General features: G+C 55.1%; 23 protein-coding genes and 1 riboswitch. Of the genes, 13 read left to right on the top strand and 10 right to left on the bottom strand.

Annotated features, from left to right (window positions below; all coding sequences use genetic code 11):
• Nucleotides 1-156: 156 nt before the first annotated feature.
• Both folB and bacA read left to right on the top strand, forming a co-directional pair.
• Nucleotides 157-540, top strand: coding sequence for a bifunctional dihydroneopterin aldolase/7,8-dihydroneopterin epimerase (gene folB, locus FN037_RS16205; RefSeq protein ID WP_138362497.1), 384 nt, complete (start codon nucleotides 157-159; stop codon nucleotides 538-540).
• A 213-nt stretch (nucleotides 541-753) separates the two neighbouring features.
• Nucleotides 754-1,575 (top strand): undecaprenyl-diphosphate phosphatase, encoded by an 822-nt coding sequence (bacA, locus tag FN037_RS16200; protein ID WP_138362498.1) that lies wholly within the window; start codon nucleotides 754-756, stop codon nucleotides 1,573-1,575.
• A gap of 13 nt (nucleotides 1,576-1,588) precedes the next feature.
• On the opposite strand, the gene FN037_RS16195 is transcribed toward bacA, so the two are convergent.
• Nucleotides 1,589-2,830, bottom strand: coding sequence for a multifunctional CCA addition/repair protein (locus FN037_RS16195; RefSeq protein ID WP_142502699.1), 1,242 nt, complete (start codon nucleotides 2,828-2,830; stop codon nucleotides 1,589-1,591).
• 59 nt (nucleotides 2,831-2,889) lie between these two features.
• Complete coding sequence (locus FN037_RS16190; RefSeq protein ID WP_138362500.1) at nucleotides 2,890-3,510, bottom strand: TIGR04211 family SH3 domain-containing protein; 621 nt, start codon at nucleotides 3,508-3,510, stop codon at nucleotides 2,890-2,892.
• A gap of 214 nt (nucleotides 3,511-3,724) precedes the next feature.
• On the opposite strand from FN037_RS16190, the gene FN037_RS16185 reads away from it, so the two are divergent.
• The 4 genes from FN037_RS16185 (at nucleotide 3,725) to glgS (ending at nucleotide 10,050) form a co-directional block, all read left to right on the top strand.
• Entirely contained in the window at nucleotides 3,725-5,023 is a 1,299-nt protein-coding gene (locus tag FN037_RS16185) for an inorganic triphosphatase (protein ID WP_142502698.1), read from the top strand.
• A 23-nt stretch (nucleotides 5,024-5,046) separates the two neighbouring features.
• A complete protein-coding gene (gene glnE / locus FN037_RS16180) occupies nucleotides 5,047-7,881 on the top strand; it encodes a bifunctional [glutamate--ammonia ligase]-adenylyl-L-tyrosine phosphorylase/[glutamate--ammonia-ligase] adenylyltransferase (protein WP_142502697.1) in 2,835 nt (944 codons plus the stop codon).
• A 58-nt stretch (nucleotides 7,882-7,939) separates the two neighbouring features.
• Nucleotides 7,940-9,373, top strand: coding sequence for a bifunctional D-glycero-beta-D-manno-heptose-7-phosphate kinase/D-glycero-beta-D-manno-heptose 1-phosphate adenylyltransferase HldE (gene hldE, locus FN037_RS16175; RefSeq protein WP_138362503.1), 1,434 nt, complete (start codon nucleotides 7,940-7,942; stop codon nucleotides 9,371-9,373).
• A gap of 467 nt (nucleotides 9,374-9,840) precedes the next feature.
• A complete protein-coding gene (gene glgS, locus FN037_RS16170; RefSeq protein WP_138362504.1) occupies nucleotides 9,841-10,050 on the top strand; it encodes a cell surface composition regulator GlgS in 210 nt (69 codons plus the stop codon).
• A gap of 55 nt (nucleotides 10,051-10,105) precedes the next feature.
• Here the strand turns inward: glgS and ubiK are convergent, their stop codons facing one another.
• Complete coding sequence (ubiK, locus tag FN037_RS16165; RefSeq protein WP_142502696.1) at nucleotides 10,106-10,387, bottom strand: ubiquinone biosynthesis accessory factor UbiK; 282 nt, start codon at nucleotides 10,385-10,387, stop codon at nucleotides 10,106-10,108.
• Between the two features lie 120 nt (nucleotides 10,388-10,507).
• A riboswitch (FMN riboswitch) is annotated at nucleotides 10,508-10,659 on the top strand.
• 105 nt (nucleotides 10,660-10,764) lie between these two features.
• Between ubiK and ribB the strand changes: the two genes are divergently transcribed.
• Nucleotides 10,765-11,418: a 3,4-dihydroxy-2-butanone-4-phosphate synthase gene (gene ribB, locus FN037_RS16160; RefSeq protein WP_138362506.1), complete on the top strand. Its 654-nt coding sequence runs from the start codon at nucleotides 10,765-10,767 to the stop codon at nucleotides 11,416-11,418.
• 288 nt (nucleotides 11,419-11,706) lie between these two features.
• On the top strand, nucleotides 11,707-12,498 hold the full coding sequence (gene ygiD, locus FN037_RS16155) for a 4,5-DOPA dioxygenase extradiol (RefSeq protein ID WP_138362507.1): 792 nt from the start codon (nucleotides 11,707-11,709) through the stop codon (nucleotides 12,496-12,498).
• Between the two features lie 43 nt (nucleotides 12,499-12,541).
• Here ygiD and FN037_RS16150 read toward each other — a convergent pair whose 3' ends face one another.
• The 3 genes from FN037_RS16150 to tolC all read right to left on the bottom strand — a co-directional run bounded on the left by FN037_RS16150 (nucleotide 12,542) and on the right by tolC (nucleotide 15,988).
• Nucleotides 12,542-13,702, bottom strand: a complete 1,161-nt coding sequence (locus tag FN037_RS16150; protein WP_138362508.1) for a glutathionylspermidine synthase family protein — start codon at nucleotides 13,700-13,702, stop codon at nucleotides 12,542-12,544.
• 5 nt (nucleotides 13,703-13,707) lie between these two features.
• Nucleotides 13,708-14,370, bottom strand: a complete 663-nt coding sequence (locus tag FN037_RS16145) for a DUF1190 family protein (RefSeq protein WP_138362509.1) — start codon at nucleotides 14,368-14,370, stop codon at nucleotides 13,708-13,710.
• 169 nt (nucleotides 14,371-14,539) lie between these two features.
• Nucleotides 14,540-15,988 (bottom strand): outer membrane channel protein TolC, encoded by a 1,449-nt coding sequence (gene tolC, locus FN037_RS16140; RefSeq protein WP_138362510.1) that lies wholly within the window; start codon nucleotides 15,986-15,988, stop codon nucleotides 14,540-14,542.
• Nucleotides 15,989-16,183: 195 nt separating this feature from the next.
• Between tolC and nudF the strand changes: the two genes are divergently transcribed.
• From nudF to parE, 5 genes are read left to right on the top strand one after another with little or no spacing between them, the layout of a single operon-like run.
• A complete protein-coding gene (gene nudF / locus FN037_RS16135) occupies nucleotides 16,184-16,816 on the top strand; it encodes an ADP-ribose diphosphatase (protein WP_138362511.1) in 633 nt (210 codons plus the stop codon).
• Entirely contained in the window at nucleotides 16,813-17,235 is a 423-nt protein-coding gene (locus tag FN037_RS16130) for a DUF1249 family protein (protein ID WP_142502695.1), read from the top strand. The genes nudF and FN037_RS16130 overlap by 4 nt, the downstream gene beginning before the upstream one ends.
• Nucleotides 17,236-17,259: 24 nt before the next feature.
• Nucleotides 17,260-18,087 carry a 3',5'-cyclic-AMP phosphodiesterase gene (cpdA, locus tag FN037_RS16125; protein WP_138362513.1) on the top strand — a complete coding sequence of 276 codons (828 nt, stop codon included), beginning with the start codon at nucleotides 17,260-17,262 and terminating at the stop codon, nucleotides 18,085-18,087.
• The gene (yqiA, locus tag FN037_RS16120) at nucleotides 18,087-18,662 is read left to right on the top strand and encodes an esterase YqiA (RefSeq protein WP_138362514.1); all 576 of its coding nucleotides are present in this window, start codon (nucleotides 18,087-18,089) and stop codon (nucleotides 18,660-18,662) included. The genes cpdA and yqiA overlap by 1 nt, the downstream gene beginning before the upstream one ends.
• A gap of 28 nt (nucleotides 18,663-18,690) precedes the next feature.
• A complete protein-coding gene (gene parE, locus FN037_RS16115; RefSeq protein ID WP_138362515.1) occupies nucleotides 18,691-20,586 on the top strand; it encodes a DNA topoisomerase IV subunit B in 1,896 nt (631 codons plus the stop codon).
• A 44-nt stretch (nucleotides 20,587-20,630) separates the two neighbouring features.
• On the opposite strand, the gene FN037_RS16110 is transcribed toward parE, so the two are convergent.
• From FN037_RS16110 to qseB, 4 genes are all read right to left on the bottom strand, one after another.
• Nucleotides 20,631-20,945 (bottom strand): putative quinol monooxygenase, encoded by a 315-nt coding sequence (locus tag FN037_RS16110; RefSeq protein ID WP_138362516.1) that lies wholly within the window; start codon nucleotides 20,943-20,945, stop codon nucleotides 20,631-20,633.
• A gap of 101 nt (nucleotides 20,946-21,046) precedes the next feature.
• Nucleotides 21,047-21,628: an NAD(P)H-dependent oxidoreductase gene (locus tag FN037_RS16105; protein WP_142502694.1), complete on the bottom strand. Its 582-nt coding sequence runs from the start codon at nucleotides 21,626-21,628 to the stop codon at nucleotides 21,047-21,049.
• A 105-nt stretch (nucleotides 21,629-21,733) separates the two neighbouring features.
• A complete protein-coding gene (qseC, locus tag FN037_RS16100; protein WP_142502693.1) occupies nucleotides 21,734-23,083 on the bottom strand; it encodes a quorum sensing histidine kinase QseC in 1,350 nt (449 codons plus the stop codon).
• Nucleotides 23,080-23,739, bottom strand: coding sequence for a quorum sensing response regulator transcription factor QseB (qseB, locus tag FN037_RS16095; protein ID WP_142502692.1), 660 nt, complete (start codon nucleotides 23,737-23,739; stop codon nucleotides 23,080-23,082). Before qseB ends, qseC begins: the two co-directional genes overlap by 4 nt.
• Nucleotides 23,740-23,770 lie beyond the last annotated feature (31 nt).

Here is a 23,770-nt window from a genome sequence, read left to right as displayed (position 1 = left end):
TGCCCGGACACATAGCCGCGCTATGCTCCCGCAAGTTGACTGCACCGCTGCTTTCCCGCCGCGCAAATTGTTTAGGGGATATCTTTGCATCTGTGGATAATACGCATAATTGGCCGGAAGTGGTATCCGGTTTAGCCAAAAAGCGAGCAGGTCGTGATGGATATTGTATTTATAGAGCAACTTTCGGTAATCACCACGATTGGTGTTTATGACTGGGAACAAACCATCGAACAGAAGCTGGTGTTCGATATCGAAATGGCGTGGGATAACCGCAAAGCGGCGGCCAGTGATGATGTAAACGATTGTCTCAGCTATGCTGATATCAGCGAGCTGGTCATCAACCACGTTGCAGGGGCGCGCTTCGCGCTGGTCGAGCGCGTGGCGGAAGAGGTTGCCGACCTGTTGTTGGAAAATTTTCCATCTCCATGGGTACGTATTAAAGTCAGCAAGCCTGGCGCGGTAGCCCGGGCGGCCAACGTTGGCGTCATTATTGAGCGTGGTCATAATCTGAAACAAAATTTTTCAGGTCATACTTGTTAAACAAATTGCGTTTATACCGGTCATAGAAGCTGGCCATCAGACTGTTTGCTTTGCCGTTTGTCCCGGAGCCGCGCTCGACATTCGCGTGTTTAACCTGCACGCGCCTGTTTCTGTGCGCTGTCTGCGGTCAGATTGTCCGCAATAATGGCATCTGATAGCTCCGTTTTCTTCGTTCCTGGTTTTTTCATTTTACTTTTTAAAGGGTTTAATTGGATGAGCGATATACACTCGCTGCTGGTGGCGGCAATATTGGGTGTGGTTGAAGGGTTGACAGAGTTTTTACCTGTTTCCAGTACGGGTCATATGATTATAGTCGGTCATTTGCTGGGTTTTGAAGGCGATACCGCGAATACTTTTGAAGTAGTGATTCAGCTAGGTTCTATTCTTGCGGTGGTGGTGATGTTCTGGCGTCGTCTGTTCGGTCTTATCGGTATTCATTTTGGTAAGCCGCCAGAACACGAAGGTCTGGGCAGCGGTCGTCTGTCGCTTATCCATATTCTTCTGGGAATGCTCCCGGCGGTGGTGCTGGGGCTGATTTTCCACGACACCATTAAGTCGCTGTTTAACCCGGTGAACGTGATGTATGCGCTGGTGGTCGGCGGCGTGTTGCTGATTACGGCGGAAGTGCTGAAGCCAAAACAGCCGCGTGCGGTGGGTATTGATGATATGACCTATCGTCAGGCGTTTGTGATCGGCTGTTTCCAGTGTCTGGCGCTGTGGCCGGGCTTTTCGCGCTCCGGAGCGACCATTTCAGGCGGGATGCTGATGGGCGTCAGCCGCTATGCCGCTTCTGAGTTCTCGTTCCTGCTGGCGGTACCGATGATGATGGGTGCAACCGTGCTGGACATGTACAAAAGCATCGGTTTCCTTAACGCTGGCGATATTCCGATGTTTGCTGTCGGTTTTGTCACGGCGTTTATCGTTGCGCTGATTGCCATTAAAACTTTCCTGCAACTGATTAAACGTATCTCGTTTATCCCGTTTGCCATCTACCGCTTTATCGTCGCGGCGGCGGTCTACGTGGTCTTCTTCTGATAACATCCTGCCCTCAGCCCTGCGGCTGAGGGCAGCGTTTTTCTTTCCATCGTTCAAGGGCCTGAATCCGTCGACGCGTCAGCTCTTCGCGAATCCCGATGCCCTGAAACCCCTCAGCCACCACCTCTTTTGTTGACACTGACCGGGCCACCTCCCAGGCTTCCAGCAGCAGACGCCCTTGGGGATAGTCGCAGGCCTCAAAACCAGTGCGACCGCGAACGTCGGCTTCACTGGTTAAGGCGATTTTTTTGACCCGCTGTGGTTTGCGCCAGGCGTCGATATTATCGAACAGCTTGACCAGCGTTTTTGGCTGCAACATGGGCAGGGTATGTATCAGATCGTGAAATTCGGCGACCAGCTTTGCCAGATCGCGGATCTCGTTCGGTACCCGCAATCGGGCGCAGAGCTGCTCGACCAGCTTAACGCCAGCCGGACCGTGGCCGTGATGGCGCGGCCACAGCGCTTTCGGCGTTAACCCTTTTCCGAGATCGTGGCACAGGGTCGCGAAACGCACGTCGACCTCCGGTGAGAGCATTGCCGCCATAGTGACGGTCATCAGGGTATGCAGACCGGTGTCGATTTCCGGGTGCCATTTCGCCGGAGCCGGTACGCCATACAGGGCGTCAACTTCCGGGAACAGCGCCTTGAGACCGCGGCAGTCGCGTAACGTCTGGAAGAAAACCTGCGGGTTACGGGTGGTAAGGGCGCTTTCGGTTTCTTTCCACACCCGTTCGGGCGTGAGGTGCGCAAGCTCGCCGTTATCGGCCATTGCGCGCATCAGCGCCAGGGTTTCATCAGCGATACGGAATCCCAGATGCGCATAGCGGGCGGCAAAACGCGCCACGCGGAGTACGCGCAGCGGATCTTCGCTAAAGGCGGGAGAGACATGGCGCAGCAGGCGATGGCGTAAATCGGCCAGGCCGCCATAGGGATCGATAATCTGGCCCTCGGCGTCCTGAGCCAGCGCATTGATGGTCAGATCGCGACGCAGCAGATCTTGTTCAAGGGTGACATCAGCTGCGGCATAGCAGGTGAAACCTGTATAACCGGCGCCAGATTTTCGCTCGGTACGCGCCAGGGCATACTCTTCGCGGCTTTGGGGGTGAAGGAACACGGGAAAATCGCGGCCCACCTGCTGGTAGCCCGCGTCCAGTAACTGCTGAGGCGTTGCGCCGACCACGACCCAGTCTTTATCTTTAACCGGCAGCTTTAATAACGCATCCCGAACCGCACCACCGACCAGATAAACCTTCACGCCTTACTCTCCCGTATTCATTTTTTACGATGATACGTAAGTCTGGCAGAGAAGACGAATTAGTTCATCCACCGGTCTTTGCGCTTGCGGCTGGGTACCAGGTGTGGCAACACCAGACCGAGGAGCAGGCCAACGCCCAGGACGCCGCCGCCGTACATAAACCACTGCATGATAATGGTGCGCTGTTTGTCATCAAGCTGCAGATTTGCGGCGTTTACCTTTTTCTGCGCAACAACCAGCTCGTTTTTCAGCTTCTGGTTCTCTTCTTTCAGGCCGTTGATGACGGCATCGCTACCGGCGACTTTCTGCTGCATGTCCGCCGTGCGCTGCTTCCAGGTGGTATCAATGTTATTCAGCTTTTCGGTCAGGGTTTTGACCTGGTTCTCCAGGTCCGGTACGCGGATGCGCAGGCTGGGCTGATCGCTCAGCTCTTTCAGCGGGATCCAGGCCGTCCGGCCGCTGCTGTCGCGCACCTGTGCATAGTTCGTGTTGTCGTTGGTTTGCAGTACCGAGACTTCTTCACCGGCGTTAAGGGTGCCCACGAGACGATAGTTATCACCTGGACCGCTGCGAACCCAGGTATTCAGTTCATCTGAAACGTAACGCTTTTCTTCCGCGTGAACCGCCGTAGCCGCGCTAAGCGCCAGCAAAGTTAATGTAATAAGGCGTAATTTTGGCATCAGGTCATCGTTTGATCATAAAAAGTTGAACGATAGTAGTGGTATCGCCGAAGCGACGCAAAGTTTTCCGCCACAATCGGAATCATCCATCAGGTGGCCCGGTAAAATGCACATTGCATGGCGATTCGCCGCAAAATACTATTTACTGACAAGAAATATTGTTGTTAGTTCGCCGCAATTTCCCGGCACAGCATATAAGCGGAAGAATTCAGTCATGGCTCAAGAAATCGAATTAAAGTTTATCGTTGCTCAGGATGGCGTTGATGCGCTGCGTCAGCGCCTTAATGCCCTGGACGCAAAGCACACGCCTGCGGGCCAATTGCTGAATATCTATTACGAAACGGCGGACAACTGGTTGCGCCGCCACGATATGGGGCTGCGCATTCGCGGTGACCAGGGGCGTTATGAAATGACGCTGAAGATCGCCGGACGCGTAGTGGGCGGGCTGCATCAGCGCCCGGAATATAATATCCCGCTGGAAAACCCCGAACTGGCGCTTGCGCGTCTGCCGGTCGACGTCTGGCCGCAGGGTGAACTGCCAGCGGAACTTGCGCAGAGTGTACAACCGCTTTTCAGCACCGATTTTGCGCGTGAAAGATGGGTCGTGAAAGAAGGCGACAGTGAAATTGAGATTGCTCTCGATCAGGGGGAAATCAAAGCGGGCGAGCAGCAGGAACCGATTTGCGAGCTCGAACTGGAGCTGCTGTCCGGGAATCCGCAGGATATTTTGAGCCTGGCTCATCGCTTGCTGGAGAGCGGTGTACTGCGTCAGGGAAGCCTGAGCAAGGCGGCGCGCGGCTATCATTTGGCGCAGGGTAACGATGAGCGCCCTGTGACGGCATTATCTGTTCTTCGGGTTGTGCCAAAGGCCAGCGTCGAACAGGGTCTGGAAGCGGCGCTGGAAAACGCGCTGGCGCACTGGCTTTATCATGATGAAGTTCTCAGTCGCGGTAATTCAAAAGCGAAAACGGAGATTCTGCATGCCATCGCCCGCGTGCGTCATGCGCTGGTGCTATTTGGCGGCATTGTCCCGCGTAAAGCCACAACTCAACTGCGTGAACGGTTGAGCGCAGCTGAAGCGGCGCTGGCGGAGGCTGAAACGGCCGAGGCGGCGCTTTTTGGCGTGGCGATCGTTGATGCGAAGCTGGCGCTCATCGAATGGCTGGTGAATCGCGGCTGGCGTCCTTTCCTCAATGCCGCCGGAGAGCAGAAAATTGGCGGGTCGTTTAAGCGTTTCGCTGATATTCAGCTCTCCAGAGCGGCGGCGGAGCTGAAAAACGCCTTCCGCCAGCCATCGGGCGATGATTATAGCGATCAGCTTCCGCGCCTGGACCGCGAGATTGATACCGTTCAGCTACTGGCCGGAGCCTACGCTGACGTTGCCGAACCGTGGCTGGAAAACTGGCAAGAAACCCGCCGGGCGATTGCGCATAACGACAGTAGCGTTATCGACTATTTCCGTCGCCGGGCGCTGGCAGCGGAGCCGTTCTGGCTGCATAGTGGAAAACGATAATTCAGGCCAGGGAGCCCTTTAAGATGCCGCTTTCTTCGCAATTAGAGCAACACTGGCAGACGGTTATAAACCGGCTGCCAGCGGATTTTCCCGTATCGACGTTGAGTGAGCAGGCGCAATCGGTGATGGTATTCAGCGATTTCGTCGAACAGAGTCTGACAGCCCAGCCGCAATGGCTGGCGGAACTCGAAAGCTCGCCGCCCGAGGCTCAGGAGTGGCGTCATTACGCCGACTGGCTACAGGCTCGCCTCGCGGAGGTGAATGATGAAGCGGCGTTGATGCGTGAGCTGCGCCAGTTCCGCCGCTGGATTATGGTGCGTATCGCCTGGGCTCAGGCGCTATCGCTGATCGGCGAAGAGAGCTGTTTGCAGCAGCTAAGCGTACTGGCGGAGACGTTAATTGTCGCCGCTCGCGACTGGCTTTACGCCGTCTGTTGCCGCGAATGGGGCACTCCGTGTAATGCTGAAGGCTCGCCGCAGCCATTGCTGATCCTCGGGATGGGGAAACTCGGCGGCGGCGAGTTAAACTTCTCCTCCGATATCGACCTGATTTTCGCCTGGCCGGAGAAAGGCTCCACCCGCGGCGGACGTCGCGAACTGGATAACGCGCAGTTTTTTACCCGGCTTGGGCAACGGCTGATTAAGGTACTGGATCAGCCGACTCAGGATGGCTTTGTCTACCGCGTCGATATGCGCCTGCGTCCGTTTGGTGATAGCGGCCCGCTGGTGCTTAGCTTCGCCGCGCTGGAGGATTATTACCAGGAACAAGGGCGTGACTGGGAGCGCTATGCGATGGTGAAAGCGCGAATTATGGGAGATAACGATGGCATCTATGCCAGCGAGCTGCGCGCCATGTTGCGGCCGTTTGTCTTCCGCCGTTATATCGATTTCAGCGTGATCCAGTCCCTGCGTAATATGAAGGGAATGATTGCCCGCGAAGTGCGTCGCCGGGGGCTGAAGGACAATATCAAGCTGGGCGCGGGGGGGATCCGCGAAATTGAGTTTATCGTCCAGGTGTTTCAGTTGATCCGCGGCGGGCGCGAACCGATGCTGCAACAGCGGGCCTTGTTGCCGACGCTGGCCGCCATTGAAGCGCTGCGTTTGCTGCCGGAAGGTGATGCGAACCGGCTGCGCGAGGCCTATCTGTTTTTACGTCGCCTGGAGAATCTGCTGCAAAGCATCAACGATGAGCAGACGCAAACCTTGCCGCAGGATGCGCTGAATCGCGCCCGGCTGGCGTGGGGCATGGGCGTCGCCGACTGGGATACGCTTAGCGCCAGGCTAGCTGAACAGATGGCAAATGTGCGCAATGTCTTTAATGAATTAATTGGCGATGATGACGCGCAATCGCCGGATGAGCAACTCGCAGAGCACTGGCGTGAATTGTGGCAGGATAGGCTGCAGGAAGACGATATCAGTCCGGCGCTGGCGCATCTGGCGGATAACGAGCGTCGCAGCGTACTGGCGCTGATCGCCGATTTCCGCAAAGAGCTGGATCGGCGCACGATTGGCCCGCGCGGTCGTCAGGTGCTCGATCAACTGATGCCGCATCTGCTCAGCGAAATTTGTTCACGCGAGGATGCGCCGGTGCCGCTGGCGCGCATTATGCCGTTATTGACCGGGATTGTTACCCGCACCACTTATCTGGAGCTGTTGAGCGAGTTCCCCGGCGCTTTAAAACACCTGATTAGCCTGTGTGCGGCTTCACCGATGGTAGCCAGCCAACTGGCGCGGCATCCGCTGCTGCTGGATGAACTGCTGGACCCCAATACGCTCTATCAGACGACGGCGACCGATGCCTATCGCGATGAGTTGCGTCAGTATCTGTTGCGTGTGCCGGAAGAGGATGAAGAGCAGCAGCTGGAGGCGCTGCGCCAGTTTAAGCAGGCGCAACTGCTGCATATCGCCGCGGCCGATATCGCCGGGACGCTGCCGGTAATGAAAGTGAGCGATCACTTAACCTGGCTGGCTGAAGCAATGATCGACGCGGTAGTCCAGCAGGCGTGGCTGCAGATGGTAGCCCGCTATGGGCAGCCGACGCATCTGTACAATCGGCAGGGGCGCGGTTTTGCGGTGGTTGGCTACGGTAAGCTGGGGGGCTGGGAACTGGGCTACAGTTCTGACCTCGATCTGGTCTTTCTGCATGATTGCCCGATGGAAGTGATGACCGACGGCGAACGCGAAATTGATGGGCGTCAGTTTTACCTGCGTCTGGCGCAACGCATTATGCACCTTTTCAGCACCCGAACTTCTTCAGGGATTCTGTACGAAGTGGATGCTCGCTTACGTCCTTCAGGCGCGGCAGGCATGCTGGTGACGACCGCCGATGCATTTGCTGACTATCAGCAAAATGAAGCCTGGACCTGGGAGCACCAGGCGCTGGTTCGCGCCCGCGTGGTCTATGGCGATCCCGCACTGCAGGCCCGCTTTGATGCGATTCGTCGGGATATTCTTACTACCCCGCGGAAAGGGGAAAAACTGCAAACAGACGTGCGGGAAATGCGGGAAAAAATGCGCGCTCACCACGGGAATAAGCATCCCGATCGCTTTGATATTAAAGCTGATACGGGGGGGATCACCGATATTGAATTTATTACCCAGTATCTGGTTCTGCGCTATGCCAGCGATAAGCCGAAGCTCACGCGCTGGTCTGATAACGTGCGCATTCTGGAGCTGCTGGCGCAGAATGACATTATGGACGATGCAGAGGCGTGGGCCCTGACCCGTGCGTATACCACGTTACGCGATGCGCTGCACCATCTGGCGTTGCAGGAACTGCCGGGGAACGTGGCGGCAGAGGCATTTTCCAGCGAGCGTGAGCAGGTGAATGCCAGCTGGCAGAAGTGGTTGATGGCTTAACTAAAAAGCCGGGTATGCTATTATCGCGCGCAAAGTTTGCATCTCGCAGGAGAGAGTAATGAAAGTAACGCTGCCAGAGTTTGAACGTGCAGGAGTGTTGGTGGTAGGCGATGTGATGCTGGATCGCTACTGGTATGGCCCGACCAGCCGAATTTCACCGGAAGCGCCGGTGCCGGTGGTGAAGGTGGAAAATATCGAAGAACGCCCTGGCGGCGCGGCAAACGTGGCGATGAATATCGCTTCCCTCGGCGCGACCTCTCGCCTGGTGGGCCTGACCGGAATTGATGATGCCGCCCGCGCGTTGAGTAAGGCGCTGGCTGACGTCAATGTGAAGTGCGACTTTGTTTCCGTTCCGACGCACCCGACGATCACTAAATTGCGCGTACTGTCACGCAATCAGCAGTTGATTCGCCTCGATTTTGAAGAGGGGTTTTCCGGCGTCGACCCCCTGCCGATACACGAGCGTATTCAGCAGGCGCTGGGTTCCATTGGCGCGCTGGTGTTATCTGATTACGCCAAAGGCGCGTTGATCAGTGTGCAGACCATGATTAAGCTGGCTCGCGCCGCTGGCGTTCCGGTCCTGATTGATCCGAAAGGTACTGATTTTGAGCGCTATCGCGGTGCGACGCTGCTGACGCCAAACCTTTCTGAGTTTGAAGCGGTGGCGGGTAAATGTAAGGACGAAGCGGAAATTGTCGAGCGCGGAATGCAGCTTATCGCCAATTTCGACCTGTCCGCGCTACTGGTGACCCGTTCCGAGCAGGGCATGACGCTGCTGCAGCCGGGACGCCCGCCGCTGCATATGCCCACTCAGGCGCAGGAGGTCTATGATGTTACCGGCGCGGGAGATACGGTGATAGGCGTGCTGGCGGCGACGCTGGCGGCAGGTAATTCGCTGGAAGAGGCCTGCTATTTTGCCAATGCGGCGGCTGGCGTGGTGGTCGGGAAGCTGGGTACGTCTACCGTTTCGCCTGTCGAACTGGAAAATGCGGTGCGTGGGCGCTCAGATACCGGTTTTGGCGTAATGAGCGAAGAAGAGCTGAAGCTTGCGGTGGCCGCGGCGCGTAAGCGCGGCGAGAAAGTGGTGATGACTAACGGTGTTTTCGACATTTTACACGCCGGTCATGTCTCCTATCTGGCGAACGCGCGTAAGCTGGGCGATCGACTGATCGTTGCGGTGAACAGCGATGCATCAACCAAACGTCTGAAAGGCGACTCCCGGCCGGTCAACCCGCTGGAACAGAGAATGATCGTGCTGGGCGCGCTGGAATCCGTCGACTGGGTGGTCGCCTTTGAAGAAGATACGCCGCAGCGGTTGATCGCCGGGATTTTACCGGATCTGTTGGTGAAAGGCGGCGACTACAAGCCGGAACAGATTGCCGGCTGTGAAGAGGTGTGGGCAAACGGTGGCGAGGTTCTGGTGCTTAATTTTGAGGATGGATGCTCGACGACCAGTATCATTGAGAAGATCCAGAAAGACAGCGAAAAGTAACACTGTCCTTCCCTATCACCGTCGCTTGTCCCGGCAGATGATGTAATAAAAAGAGGCCTGCGGTTGCATAATCGCAGGCTTCTTTTTATATGCGCCAAATCCCCTTTGTGGAAGGATGGCCTGTCGTCTGGTTTTCTGACGCCTTACCTCCTGCGGTAAGACAGCAATCAATCCGCGGTTGCCCGCGAGGAAGACGATAAAAATAAAATCCTGCCGTGAGAAGCTGAAGAGCGAACGAGAGAATCGTATCCGGATGTCGCTAAAACTCCGTCAGAAAGACATCCATGCGGGTAAACGGACAAACATAAGTATCGTTGTTGCTTCCAGGATGACATAAATGATTTGGCGCAATAAATAGCCATTTTGGGCACATTTTTACGGCAAAAGAAGTTAGAGTAAGGGTAGATACTGAGAAACAGTAAAAGCATATGACCAATCAGAACACCAACGGCTGAAGGAGTATGCGGATGAAGAATAACGAAACAAATTTAATGAAGAATTTTGACTTTCTGGCTCAGAGTTTCGCCAGAATGAACGCACAAGGTCAGCCAGTCGATCTTCAGGCCATTGTCGGCAATATGGATGAAGAACAGCGCGAGTGGTTTTGTCAACGATATGAACTTTACTGCCGCCAGGAGAACAGGGCCATAATGCCAAAAGTGAAGCTGGAACATTAATCCTGCTTACGGTAACACCGATATGACAACGGGCCTGAAAGGCCCGTTGTTGGTTTTACGACTTCTCCCCGGCATCTGGAATAACCGGCGCGTCAGCCGAACGGTGCTCAAGCTCGTTCAGACGTTGTTCCAGTAACGCCAGCTTTTCACGCGTGCGCAGCAGTACCTGTGTTTGCACATCGAACTCTTCGCGGCTCACCAGATCCAGGCGAGTTAACTGCGACTGGAGCACCTGACGGATTTTTTTCTCCACATCTTCCCCCAGATCGCGGAGCCCCTTCGGCATCGATTCGTGAACCTGACGGGCGATTTGTTCAATTTTTTTCGGGTCAATCATGGCGGTTTCCTGCTCTGGTCGGTTATCTGCTCATTGTAGTGCGAACTTCGGTGCCTATAAACCATAAATGTTTGAAGCTTATGCATTGCCGACGTTAGTCTATAGCGCTATAGTTACCGTGCTTATTCTCAGGGCGGGGCGAAATTCCCCACCGGCGGTAAATCAACCATAGCGTTGAAAGCCCGCGAGCGCTTTTTGCGAAAGCAGAAAGGTCAGCAGATCCGGTGTAATTCCGGAGCCGACGGTTAGAGTCCGGATGGGAGAGAGTAACGGCTCAGTCGGGTTTCTACCCGCTTGCGTTGACTTTTGCCGCTAAACCGGCACTCCTAAGACTGCCCTGATTCTGGTAACAATATAATTAATGAGGATTTTTTACCATGAATCAGACGCTGCTTTCCTCTTTTGGCACCGCTTTTGAACGTGTGGAACACGCGCTGGACGCACTGCGCGAAGGCCGCGGTGTGATGGTGCTTGATGATGAAGATCGTGAAAACGAAGGCGATATGATTTTCGCCGCTGAAACCATGACCGTTGAGCAGATGGCGCTGACTATTCGTCATGGCAGCGGCATTGTCTGTCTGTGCCTGACGGAAGAACGCCGTAAACAGCTTGATCTGCCAATGATGGTTGAGCACAACACCAGCGCCTACGGTACCGGTTTTACCGTGACTATCGAAGCGGCTGAAGGGGTGACCACCGGCGTATCTGCCGCCGACCGTGTGACCACCGTGCGCGCGGCGATTGCCGATGGCGCGAAACCGTCAGACCTGAACCGCCCTGGTCACGTTTTCCCGCTGCGCGCGCAGCCAGGCGGCGTACTGACCCGTGGCGGCCATACTGAGGCAACCATTGATCTGGTGACGCTGGCGGGGTTCAAGCCGGCAGGCGTATTGTGCGAACTGACTAACGATGATGGCTCTATGGCTCGCGCTCCTCAGTGCATCGAGTTTGCTAAACAACACAATATGGAAGTCGTCACTATTGAAGATCTTGTGGCTTACCGCCGCGAACACGAGCGCAAAGCTAGTTAATTCAGGTTTATTCGCTGATAAAGCCTGCAAATTATGTGGGCTTTATTATTTTTATCTTTCCGCTCGTTCTTACCGCCTGTAAAACAAAGTCTTAATCTCATCATCGTCATTGCGCATAGTGACCTTTTTTCTGCCTGACGTCCGGAATCTGTGGCTGCCTCTTCAGGGCACGTTAACGGCCTTACATTCAAATTTTCTGACGATCATCATCATGCTTATCTGAGTTTATCCTGCGGGAAAAGCGCGTAATGTAACGGTATCGAATTTCTCTGAATTAAGGATATCACTATGTCCCGTACCCGAATGCCCGCGCTGTTTTTAGGCCATGGTAGCCCGATGAACGTGCTGGAAGATAATATCTATACGCGTGCCTGGCGAAACCTGGGCGAAACATTGCCACGTCCAAAAGCGATTGTGGTGATTTCGGCGCACTGGTTCACCCGTGGTACGGGGGTCACTGCGATGGAAGCGCCGAAAACGATTCATGATTTTGGCGGCTTCCCGCAGGCGCTGTACGATATGCACTATCCGGCTCCGGGATCCCCCGAGCTGGCGCAACGGCTGGTTGAATTACTGGCGCCGGTGCCCGTGGCGCTGGACAAAGAGGCGTGGGGATTTGACCATGGTTCCTGGGGCGTACTGATTAAAATGTATCCTGAGGCTGATATTCCGATGGTACAGTTGAGCGTTGATGGCACGAAACCGGCTGCCTGGCATTTTGAAATGGGGCAAAAACTGGCTCAGCTTCGTGACGAAGGCATCATGCTGGTGGCAAGCGGCAACGTGGTACACAACCTGCGTACGGCCCGCTGGCATGGGGAAAATACGCCGTATCCGTGGGCGGAGTCGTTTAATGATTACGTGAAAGCGAATCTGACCTGGAAAGGTCCCCTGGCCGAGCATCCGCTGGTGAATTACATGACCCATGAGGGGGCCGCGTTGTCTAATCCAACGGCCGATCACTTCCTGCCATTGCTGTACGTGCTGGGTGCATGGGACGGCGAGGAACCGATTACCATTCCGGTTGATGGAATAGAAATGGGCTCGTTAAGTATGCTGTCAGTGGTGATTGGCGCGTAAACAGAGATAGTCCCGGCAGAGATGATGCTGCCGGGGCGGAATGTTACTCGATGAAAATATGCGGATAAAAGCGCGACAGATCCTGGGTGATTAGCGCCCGGTCTTCGCGAATGCCAATGCCGGCGGGCAGATCGTTAATCAGCCAGCTGCCGATGAGCGTGTAGCTATCGCCAAACTTCGGCAGGGGGTAGAATTCCTGGACGATTGTCCCTTCTTCTCCGTACGGCCCTTCTACCGCTTCCAGTACGTTGCCGTTCTCTATGATTGACACGTTTGCGCCTTCGCGGGAGAAGATTGGCTTGATAACGTACTTTTCCATCTCCGGGTGTGCATCTTCGCTGAAATATGCCGCCAGCAGATTCGGGTGGTTCGGGAACATCTCCCATAGCAGAGGCAGTAGCGCTTTGTTGGATATGATGCTCTTCCACGCTGGTTCCAGCCAGCGAACACCGGCATCTTCCAGCTTGGTAGAGAACATCTCACGCAGCATATACTCCCACGGATAGAGTTTGAACAGATTACCGATGACCTGGTCCTGCAGATCGGTAAACTGCCCTTTTTCGCCCAGGCCGATGTCTTCTATGTACAGGAATTCTGTTGCGATACCCGCTTCTGCGGCACAGTCCTGCAGATATTGTACGGTTCCGCGATCTTCAAGGGTATCGCGGCAGCAGGCCATATGCAGTAGCTGGAAACCGAACTGTTCACGCAGCTCGCCAAAGCGCGCGATCAGCTTCTCCTGCAGACTATTGAACTGGTCGCTGCCCTGTGGCAGCAGGCCCGCATTGAGCTGATCTTCCATCCAGATCCACTGGAAGAAAGCCGCTTCATACAGGGATGTCGGCGTATCGGCGTTATTCTCCAGCAGCTTCGGTTCACCTACGCCGTCCCATGCCAGATCGAGACGCGAGTACAGCGAGGGCTGTCTGGTTTTCCATGACTGACGCACGAATCCCCAGGTATGTTTGGGGATGCGAAATTTCGCCATTAACTCATCGCTGGCGATAACTTTCTCCACCGCCTGCAGGCACATCTGATGTAGCTCTGCGGTGACATCTTCCAGCTTATCAACCTGCGCCAGCGTCAGTTTGTAATAGGCTTCTTCGCTCCAGTACGGCTCGCCGTACATAGTATGAAAGTTAAAGCCATATTCTGTCGCCTTATCGCGCCAGTCCGGGCGCTCGGTAATGCTGATTCTTTCCATGTCGCTTAGCCGCCCATTGAGCGTGAAGAAGACGAACTTGCCGAGCTACGCTGCATCGTGGACTGTTTAGCCACGGACTCACCGAACCCGCCGCGGGTCACGGTGCTGGTGGTGGCCGGTTTGGGCGCCATCGCGGTTTTCGGGACGTTCATGCTACGACCCGGCTGCGCTGCGCCGTAGTTCTTACCGCTCGCGTCGGTATATTTACCATAGGCCGGGCTGGCCGGGTTTTTTGAGGTGAACAGCGGCTGTTGAGCCGCCATTCCGCCGCCCATCATCCGGCCCATCATATAGCCCGCCATCAGCGGCATCCAGAAGCTGCCGCTGCTTTGCGCCTGATTTTCCGCCGCGACGCCCGCCTGAGCTGGCGTTTGCTGACACTGGCCTTCGCCGAATTCGGCGACGCAATCTTCACGCGTGGCGTATTTCGGCGCGGTACGCTCAGCTTCTTTTAGCGCGTTATTGTAAGCGGTGGTGCACTCTGCGGATTTGCTCGGGTTAGCGGCGGAACAGTCATCGGCGTTTTGATACAGCGAAACCGTCTCATCGCTTTGTTCACAACCGGCGAGCATAAATACGGCTGTCACGGCAAGCGCGACAGGTGTTAAATGGCGCGCGCGCCAGCTTTTACGGAAAGAGGCGTGATTAATATTTTTTGTCCGTTTCATGTTTGTCTTCCTGGACCCAGTGGTATGTATGCGTTTTGTTAACGCTCAGGATAGAGGATGAGTGGTGGAAAATGAAGCGAAGAGGCGTGGAAAGCGGAGGATCTTTACGTTGCCTTACGTTTAACGCTTCGCTTACCCGGCTCGATAAGCGAAGCGCCCATGACGCAGGTTAGTGGCGGAACGGATTGCTACCGCTGGTGGTACGTGCTGATACCGGTTTTGCTGCAGCGGTGTTGCTATAGCCATCGGCGTTGGCATCCTGCTGTGGGTTTTCCGGCGCGACGCTATCCGGTGACGTCGGGACAGGTTTGCCGAGCGTGTTGTTTAGCGCGACCAGATCCTGTTCATTAAGCGTACCGAGCGCTGACTTGATGTTCAGTTCGTTGATCAGGTAGTTATAACGTGCGCTGGAGAGCTGCTGTTTGGCGTTATACAGCGTAGTGGTCGCATCCAGTACATCAACGATGGTGCGAGTACCGACGGAATAACCAGCTTCCATGGCGTCCAATGAACTCTGTGCGGAAACCACGGCCTGTTTGTAGGCCTTGATGCTGCTGATAGAGGCGTTCACGTTATTAAACGAAGAGCGAACGGTCTGCACGACGCTACGGTGCGCGCTCTCCAGTTGCTCGCTGGCGCCAACGAAATTGTACTGCGCTTGTTTCACCTGCGAGTTGACCATTCCACCCTGATACAGCGGCAGAGAGAAGCTCAGGCCAATTTGGTTCTGCCCGGCGTCGTTGTCACTACTCGTGCTCCTTGAACCGCTGTAGCGGTTATTCGACACCCCGGTGGACGCGCTCAGACTCAGGGTCGGCAGGTGACCATCCTGCGCCTGGCGAATTTCCTCGCGCGCCAGGTCCTGATTCAGGCGGGCCTGCAACAGCGACAGGTTGCGGTTTTCCGCTTCTTTCAGCAGCGTGTTAACCGCTGACGGCTTGTGCGTTTTAAAACCATCAACGTTCAGCGAAGCCAGCTCCGGGTAGTCGTTGCCGGTCACCTGGCGTAGTGCTTCTACGGCGTTGTCGAGGTCGTTACGCGCGGTGACTTCACTCGCCAGCACGGAGTCGTATTGTGAACGGGCGTTCTGGACGTCGGTAATGGCGACCAGACCGACATTAAAGCGTTGAGTGGTCTGATCCAACTGGCGGTAAATGGCCTGTTTCTGCGCTTCAATATAAGAGAGCGTATCAATAGCGGACAGAACGTTAAAATAGGCCGTCGCGGTGTTCAGGATCAGCGTTTGCTGGTCCATCTGATACGTGACGTCCTGAATACCGGCTGTTTTTTCCTGTAGCGTCAGCGAGTGCCACTTCGACATATCGAACAGGACCTGGGTTAATTGCAGCGAGCCGCTGGTGACGTTGGAGTTCTGATCTTTAGTATCCCGAAAGCCGCTGGTATAGGTATAATCCGCCCCCAGACCGAGTTGAGGTAATAATGGGCTACGCGCCTCGTTGATTTTTTCGAATGCGGCATCACGATCGGCTGCTGATTTACGCAGGTCAGGGTTACTGATACGCGCCTGTTGGTAGACCTGTATCAGGTTTTCTGCCTGACTCATGGCGCTAAAGCCAGCCAGACCCAGGCCCATAAGGATGGGAAAGAGTTTCTTCATTTGCATTCCTTGTTGTGAAGCCCTTAAAGCTAAGCAAATTCAAAAAATAAATGCTGATTGTATAGAGTCTGTTACCGTAAAAAGTTGGCGTTATGTGCCATGCGGCGGTAATTTGCACCAATCTAACATACAGGCCATCAAACGGCAGCCATACGCTCTATAAATTCATGGCCCCATATTCTACAGGATACCTAAATGAGCAATCCTAATCAGCAAGGGATAACCTTCTCGAAAAACGATGTAGAAATTATTGCACGTGAAACGCTTTATCGCGGTTTTTTTTCGCTCGATTTATACCGTTTCCGCCATCGCCTGTTTAACGGCAGTATGAGCGGCGAAGTCACGCGAGAAATTTTCGAGCGCGGACACGCCGCTGTCTTGCTACCCTTTGACCCGGTGCGTGATGAGGTTGTGCTTGTCGAGCAGATCCGTATTGCCGCCTATGATACGAGTGAGAGTCCATGGTTGCTTGAACTGGTCGCCGGTATGATAGAAGAAGGTGAGTCCCCCGAAGAGGTCGCCCGCCGTGAAGCAGTCGAGGAGGCCGGGCTTGCGGTTGGTCGGGTTAAACCGGTTCTGAGCTATCTCGCCAGCCCTGGCGGCACCAGTGAACGGTTATCTATTCTGGTAGGGGAAGTGGATGCCACGACGGCAAAAGGCATTCATGGTCTGGTCGAGGAAAATGAAGATATTCGGGTGCATGTGGTGAGCCGGGAACAGGCTTACCAGTGGGTAGAAGAGGGGAAGATCGACAACGCGGCTTCGGTCATCTCGCTGCAGTGGCTGCAGTTGCATTATCACAATTTACGAAATGAGTGGACAAAATGAAGCGTTATACACCTGACTTTCCTGAAATGATGCGCCTGTGTGAAACCAACTTTGCTCAGCTGCGCCGCCTGCTGCCGCGAACGGATGCGGCGGGCGAGAGGGTGAGTTATCAGGTGGGCGGCACGCAATACCGATTAACGATCGTCGAGTCAACCCGCTACACTACATTAGTGGCGATTGAACAGACGGCGCCGTCGGTGAGCTACTGGAGTCTGCCGTCAATGACGGTTCGGCTCTATCACGACGCAATGGTTGCTGAAGTGTGTTCGAGTCAGCAGATCTTTCGCTTCAAAGCGAGATATGATTATCCTAATAAAAAGTTGCATCAACGCGACGAAAAGCATCAAATTAATCAGTTTCTGGCCGACTGGCTGCGTTACTGTTTAGCACATGGAGCGATGGCGATTCCGGTTTGTTAGCGTCGTGAAACCTAAGGACACCATTTGGAAAGCCTGTTAAACCTACCTTTGGCTGGTGAGGCCAGAGTCAGGATCTTACAAATTACTGATACTCACCTGTTTGCTGAAAAACACGAAACGCTGTTAGGCATCAATACCTGGGAAAGCTACCAGGCCGTTCTGGATGCGATTCATGCCTCACAGCGAGAATGCGACCTGATTGTCGCAACAGGCGATCTGGCGCAAGATCATTCCGCCGCGGCCTATCGGCATTTTGCTGAAGGCATCGCGAGTTTCGTCGCACCTTGCGTCTGGCTACCGGGTAATCATGATTTTCAGCCAGCCATGTACAGCACGTTGCAGGAATCGGGTATCTCCTCCGCTAAACGCGTATTACTGGGCGACCATTGGCAAATATTGCTGATGGATAGCCAGGTTTTTGGCGTGCCGCATGGCGAACTGAGCGATTTCCAACTGGAGTGGTTAGAGCAGAAGCTCGCGCAATCCCCTGACCGCCATACGTTGCTGCTGCTGCATCATCATCCTCTGCCATCAGGCTGTAGCTGGCTGGATCAGCATAGTCTGCGTAATGCCGGAGCGCTTGATTGCGTACTGAGCGCTTTTCCTCGCGTTAAGCATTTGCTGTGTGGTCACATTCATCAGGAACTGGATCTTGACTGGAACGGGCGGCGAATGATGGCGACACCTTCGACCTGCGTGCAGTTTAAGCCGCATTGCGCGAACTTTACGCTGGATACCGTTTCGCCTGGCTGGCGCTGGCTGGATCTGCATCCCGACGGCACATTGACCACTGAAGTTTGCCGCCTTGAAGGCGTGAAATTTCACCCGGATATTGCTTCAGAAGGATACTGATGTCTACGCTTCTCTATCTGCACGGTTTTAACAGTTCACCGCGGTCGGCAAAAGCGACGGCGCTGAAGGCGTGGCTGGCGGAGACTTATCCTGATATTTCGATGGTGATACCGGAGCTCCCGGTTTACCCCGCGCAAGCGGCTGAGCATCTTGAGGCCATTGTGCTGGAGCATGGCGGAGAGCCGTTGGGCATAGTGGGATCGTCGCTGGGGGGATATTACGCCACCTGGCTGTCGCAGTGTTTTATGCTGCCTGCGGTGGTGGTCAACCCGGCGGTGCGTCCGTTTGAACTGTTGAACAATTTTCTTGGCCCTAATGAGAATCCGTACACAGGGCAGCAATATGTGCTAGAGTCTCGCCATATTTACGATCTTAAAGTCATGCAAATTGACCCGCTGGAAGCGCCGGATTTAATCTGGTTATTGCAGCAAACGGGTGATGAAGTGCTTGATTACCGCCAGGCCGTTGATTATTTCGCCTCCTGCCGTCAAACGGTAGAGGAGGGCGGTAATCACGCATTTGTTGGCTTTGAAGATCATTTCACTCAGATTATCGATTTTCTGGGCCTGCGCTGAGCGGTTCAGAACGACCTACGAATACACCATGACGCAATCTTCATATAACGCTGATGCCATTGAGGTACTCACCGGGCTAGAGCCGGTTCGCCGCCGTCCGGGAATGTACACCGACACAACACGTCCAAACCATCTTGGTCAGGAAGTTATTGATAACAGTGTGGATGAGGCCCTGGCCGGCCACGCCAAACGCGTGGAAGTCATTCTTTATGCCGACCAGTCGCTGGAGGTTATTGACGACGGGCGCGGAATGCCGGTGGATATCCATCCTGAAGAAGGGGTGCCGGCGGTTGAGCTGATTCTTTGCCGCCTGCACGCGGGGGGAAAATTCTCCAATAAGAACTACCAGTTCTCCGGCGGTCTTCACGGAGTCGGCATTTCGGTGGTCAACGCTTTGTCGAAACGCGTTGAAGTTAACGTTCGTCGCGACGGTCAGGTTTATAACATCGCGTTTGAAAACGGCGATAAAGTAGACGATCTTCACGTCACAGGTACTTGCGGTAAGCGCAATACCGGCACCAGCGTGCGCTTCTGGCCGGACGAACGTTTTTTTGACAGCCCGCGTTTTTCCGTCTCGCGTCTCTCGCATTTGCTAAAAGCCAAGGCCGTTCTGTGTCCGGGCGTAGAGATTGTTTTCCGCGACCAGGTCAACAACAGCGAGCAGCGCTGGTGTTACGCCGACGGCCTTAACGACTATCTCTGTGAAGCGGTTAATGGTCTGCCGCTGCTGCCGGAAAAACCGTTCGTCGGCAACTTCTCCGGCGATACTGAAGCGGTTGACTGGGCGCTGCTGTGGTTGCCGGAAGGCGGCGAGCTGCTGACCGAAAGTTACGTTAACCTGATCCCGACGATGCAGGGCGGAACCCACGTTAACGGCCTGCGTCAGGGGCTGCTGGACGCCATGCGCGAGTTTTGCGAATACCGTAATATTCTGCCGCGTGGCGTGAAGCTGTCGGCGGAAGATATCTGGGATCGCTGCGCCTACGTGCTCTCGGTGAAGATGCAGGACCCGCAGTTTGCCGGGCAGACCAAAGAGCGCCTCTCTTCACGCCAGTGCGCCGCCTTTGTTTCCGGGGTGGTTAAAGACGCTTTCAGCCTGTGGTTAAATCAGAACGTCCAGTCGGCAGAATTGCTGGCGGAGATGGCGATTTCCAGCGCCCAGCGCCGCCTGCGCGCGGCGAAAAAAGTAGTGCGCAAAAAGCTGACCAGCGGTCCGGCGTTGCCGGGCAAGCTGGCGGACTGCACCGCGCAGGATCTGAACCGGACCGAACTGTTCCTTGTGGAAGGGGATTCGGCGGGCGGCTCCGCCAAACAGGCGCGCGATCGCGAATATCAGGCGATCATGCCGCTGAAAGGTAAGATCCTCAATACCTGGGAAGTCTCTTCTGATGAGGTGTTGGCGTCTCAGGAAGTGCATGATATTTCGGTTGCCATTGGTATCGATCCGGATAGCGATGATTTAAGCCAGCTGCGCTACGGAAAAATTTGTATTCTGGCGGATGCGGACTCCGATGGGCTGCATATCGCTACGCTGCTGTGCGCGCTGTTTGTCAGACACTTCCGTACTCTGGTAAAACACGGCCATGTCTATGTGGCGCTGCCGCCGCTGTACCGTATCGACCTCGGGAAAGAGGTTTACTACGCGCTGACGGAAGAAGAAAAAGCCGGCGTGCTGGAACAACTGAAGCGCAAGAAGGGGAAACCGAACGTGCAGCGCTTTAAAGGGCTGGGCGAGATGAATCCGATGCAGTTGCGTGAGACTACGCTGGATCCGAATACGCGTCGTCTGGTTCAGTTGGTGATTAACGATGAAGACGAGCAGCAGACGACCGCGGTTATGGATATGCTGTTAGCGAAGAAGCGTTCTGAAGATCGGCGTAACTGGCTGCAGGAGAAGGGCGATCTGGCGGAGCTGGACGGATAGCGGAAGAAAATCGGCCGGGAAAGCGGCCGATTTATTGGAGGGGCTTAAATACCGGGTTGCAGAATGCGAATGTTCATCTCCAGCACATCGCCTTTAACGGCTTCGCCGTAGGCTTTCATGTGCGGAGTCTGCAGGTGCGCTTCAAGATGCGCGACGCTTTCCCACTTCTCGACCATCACGATAGAATCCGGTGACGTGGTCTGAAAACTGACGCCAGCGGCGTGATCCACCAGCGGCGCATAGCCGTGGCAGCCTTCTTCCTGTAGCACTATTGGGGTAATTTTTGCGAACTGATCCAGCACTGCCTGACGATGGTGCTGGCCCGGGCGAGTGCGAATTTCAGCGATCACTGTCAACATGATTAACTCAACTCCTTCTGTGTGTATTCTCATCATACTTCAGGTTACCGAGGCGTTTGTGGCGTCGGCAGCCCAAACTATTTAGAGGCGTTGGCGTACAGTTAAGCAAAAATTTCAGCCAGATGCTTGCGATATTCTGCCGTATAACGCGGAACGTCAGGTGTTTTGATCACATCATTGGCGATGAAGGTCGGCAGGGGGCTCATCCCCAGGAACTGGTTGGCTTTATGGAAGGGCAGATAAACGCCATCGACGCCAGCGCCGTGGAAGAATTGATCTTTATCGGTGAAGGCTTCCATTGGCGCGTTCCAGGTCAGAGAGAGCATGTATTTTTTACCCTGGATCAGGCCGCCGGAACCATATTTCTTACTGGCGTCAGAGCGGGTACGGCCATCGCTGGCGTAGAGAGAACCATGCCCTTCGGTGAAGACGTCATCAATGTACTTTTTCACCGTCCACGGCGCGCCCATCCACCAGCCCGGCATCTGCCAGATAACCACATCAGCCCAGAGAAAGTTCCGCACCTGCTCTTTGATATCGTATGCGCTCTCGGCGCGGACAACCTTCACATCGTGTCCGGCATCGCGCAGAAAGCCATCCGCGACCTCGGTCAGCGTGTCGTTCAACTGGCCATTAGAGTGGGCGAATTTTTTCGCGCCGTTGATAATCAGGATGTTGCTCATTTTTTATCCTCAACTTTTCGATTTTGACGATAATTTTATCCTCCCGAACGTGGCGGTAAATGAGCAAAATGTGCAAAGTCTTTTGCATTTTTAGCAATAATGTCGCTACCAGCGAATCCGCGCTTCGAATCCGCCGTTCAGAGCGTTGCCGAAGCTGGTCGTCATACCGTGTAGCGTGGCGATACGTTTTACGATGGATAGCCCGAGACCGCTGCCGGGCTGCGCCTGTCCCGGCGGGCGATAAAAGCGTTCGCCGATACGCGCCAGGGCTTCGGGGCGGATACCCGGGCCGTTGTCGCGTACGTGAAATTCACGTGCCTCAAGGGTGATATCGACCTGGCTACCGGCAGGGCTATAGCGTACGGCGTTATCCAGGAGGTTACGCACCAGCAGGCTCAGCAGCAGCGGCTGGCCGCTTCGCGTGACGTTAACGGCGTTCAGGTGCAGGCGTAGCTCAATCCCGGCTTGCTGCGCGGGATGATACATCTCCATCACCGCCGACCGCAGCAGTTCATCAAAGGCGATACGCCGGACATCATCCAGTTGCGCCAGCGAATCCAGGCGCGATAACGTCAGCAACTGATCAACCAGGCGGCTTGCCCGATCGATGCCGTGATGGAGCTGCGCCAGCGCTTTATTCAGTCCCTGAGGATCATCCATTGAGAGCTGAGCGACTTCGGTCTGCACCTTTAGCGCCGCCAGCGGGCTGCGCAGTTCATGGGCGGCATCGGACGTGAAGCGACGTTCGCGGATCATGGCTTCATGCGTACGGGTGAAGAGCTGATTTAACGCGTCGACCAGCGGGCGAACTTCATTAGGGACGTTATCGTTATTGAGCGTTTCGGCGGAATCCGGCGCCCGACTCCGCAGCGTTCTGGCCAGCTTTTTCAGCGGCGCCAGTTCCCGACTGAGCAGCACAATGAGCAGCAAAAACATCAGCGGCAGGGCAACCAGCCAGGGAGTAAGCTGGGAAGTGACGATATCCAGCGCCATTTCGCGGCGGTAATCCGACTCCTGGCCCACCGCGATACGATGGCGGCCATCGCTGGTGGTCAGCCACAGGAAGCGCCATTCGTCGTCATCGTCGCGCAGATAGCCGTTGCTGAAACCCTCCCGGTCGCCGCCCCACAGAATATCCTGACCATTTTCACCATCGTTAAGCACCATTTTGCCGTTGGTGGTAAAGATAGCGAAAGCCAGGGCGTCATCGTCAAGATGACCGTGCTTTATCTTCTTTTTGGCCGGGAGTCGGGGAGTGAGGGGCTGCAGTTCGTCGAAATTCATCGCGCTAAGGCGGCGGGCGAACTGTAACTGCTGGGTGTCGAACAGCTTATCCAGCTTATCGGTGGTTTGCTGCCAGGCGACCACGCTGGCAATGCCCCAGGCGACGCTGGTCAATAGCAGAAAAAGCAGCGTCAAACGGACGCGTAAGCTGAGTTTTGCCAGCTTTTTCATGCCTCCCCCAGGGTGTAACCAATACCGTGAACGGTGCGAATAAAACCGCTGCCGAGCTTGCGGCGCAGATGATGTATGTGCACTTCTATCGCATTGCTGGAAACATCGTCATCCCAGTTATAGAGTTTTTCTTCGATCAGCGTGCGCGGTAATACGCGTCCGCCGTTGCGCATAAGCAGTTCCAGCAGGGCGAATTCCTTCGGTTTTAACGCCAGGTTCTCGCCATTCAGCGTGGCGGTGAGTCGGGTGGGATCGAGAATAACCTTCCCGTGACGCAATTCGCTGCAGCTTTGCCCGTGGGCACGACGGATTAACGCCTCCAGTCGCGCGGAGACTTCAATCAGCGCGAAAGGTTTACAAAGATAGTCATCGGCCCCGAGGCGCAGTCCTTCGACCCGCTGACTCAGCGCATCACGTGCGGTCAGGATCAGTACCGGTTCATGGCGGCCTTTGTCGCGCCATTCGCGCAGAATATCCAGCCCATCGATGCCGGGGAGAGTCAGGTCCAGAATAATGGCGTCATAGGGGGCGCTATACAGCGCGTTTTTCCCCGCCTCGCCGCGGGTAAACCAGTCGACGCTGAAGCCCATTTTGCCCAGCCCGGCTTTGATGCCGTCACCGATCAGTTTGTCATCTTCCACCAGTAAAATGCGCATTCGTCTGCTCCTGTTTCCCGCCGATATTTCA

This window comes from Klebsiella sp. 2680 (assembly GCF_900198535.1).
In the GTDB taxonomy this organism is placed as follows: domain Bacteria; phylum Pseudomonadota; class Gammaproteobacteria; order Enterobacterales; family Enterobacteriaceae; genus Klebsiella; species Klebsiella indica.
Note: the sequence above shows the minus strand (reverse complement) of the source record. Positions and strands in the feature narration are given on the sequence as shown.

Coding starts and splice junctions, on each gene's coding strand:
- folB (WP_138362497.1), top strand. CDS start 157: ATGGATATTGTATTTATAGAGCAACTTTCGGTAATCACCACGATTGGT.
- bacA (WP_138362498.1), top strand. CDS start 754: ATGAGCGATATACACTCGCTGCTGGTGGCGGCAATATTGGGTGTGGTT.
- FN037_RS16190 (WP_138362500.1), bottom strand. CDS start 3,510: ATGCCAAAATTACGCCTTATTACATTAACTTTGCTGGCGCTTAGCGCG.
- FN037_RS16185 (WP_142502698.1), top strand. CDS start 3,725: ATGGCTCAAGAAATCGAATTAAAGTTTATCGTTGCTCAGGATGGCGTT.
- glnE (WP_142502697.1), top strand. CDS start 5,047: ATGCCGCTTTCTTCGCAATTAGAGCAACACTGGCAGACGGTTATAAAC.
- hldE (WP_138362503.1), top strand. CDS start 7,940: ATGAAAGTAACGCTGCCAGAGTTTGAACGTGCAGGAGTGTTGGTGGTA.
- glgS (WP_138362504.1), top strand. CDS start 9,841: ATGAAGAATAACGAAACAAATTTAATGAAGAATTTTGACTTTCTGGCT.
- ubiK (WP_142502696.1), bottom strand. CDS start 10,387: ATGATTGACCCGAAAAAAATTGAACAAATCGCCCGTCAGGTTCACGAA.
- ribB (WP_138362506.1), top strand. CDS start 10,765: ATGAATCAGACGCTGCTTTCCTCTTTTGGCACCGCTTTTGAACGTGTG.
- ygiD (WP_138362507.1), top strand. CDS start 11,707: ATGTCCCGTACCCGAATGCCCGCGCTGTTTTTAGGCCATGGTAGCCCG.
- FN037_RS16150 (WP_138362508.1), bottom strand. CDS start 13,702: ATGGAAAGAATCAGCATTACCGAGCGCCCGGACTGGCGCGATAAGGCG.
- FN037_RS16145 (WP_138362509.1), bottom strand. CDS start 14,370: ATGAAACGGACAAAAAATATTAATCACGCCTCTTTCCGTAAAAGCTGG.
- tolC (WP_138362510.1), bottom strand. CDS start 15,988: ATGAAGAAACTCTTTCCCATCCTTATGGGCCTGGGTCTGGCTGGCTTT.
- nudF (WP_138362511.1), top strand. CDS start 16,184: ATGAGCAATCCTAATCAGCAAGGGATAACCTTCTCGAAAAACGATGTA.
- FN037_RS16130 (WP_142502695.1), top strand. CDS start 16,813: ATGAAGCGTTATACACCTGACTTTCCTGAAATGATGCGCCTGTGTGAA.
- yqiA (WP_138362514.1), top strand. CDS start 18,087: ATGTCTACGCTTCTCTATCTGCACGGTTTTAACAGTTCACCGCGGTCG.
- parE (WP_138362515.1), top strand. CDS start 18,691: ATGACGCAATCTTCATATAACGCTGATGCCATTGAGGTACTCACCGGG.
- FN037_RS16110 (WP_138362516.1), bottom strand. CDS start 20,945: ATGTTGACAGTGATCGCTGAAATTCGCACTCGCCCGGGCCAGCACCAT.
- FN037_RS16105 (WP_142502694.1), bottom strand. CDS start 21,628: ATGAGCAACATCCTGATTATCAACGGCGCGAAAAAATTCGCCCACTCT.
- qseC (WP_142502693.1), bottom strand. CDS start 23,083: ATGAAAAAGCTGGCAAAACTCAGCTTACGCGTCCGTTTGACGCTGCTT.
- qseB (WP_142502692.1), bottom strand. CDS start 23,739: ATGCGCATTTTACTGGTGGAAGATGACAAACTGATCGGTGACGGCATC.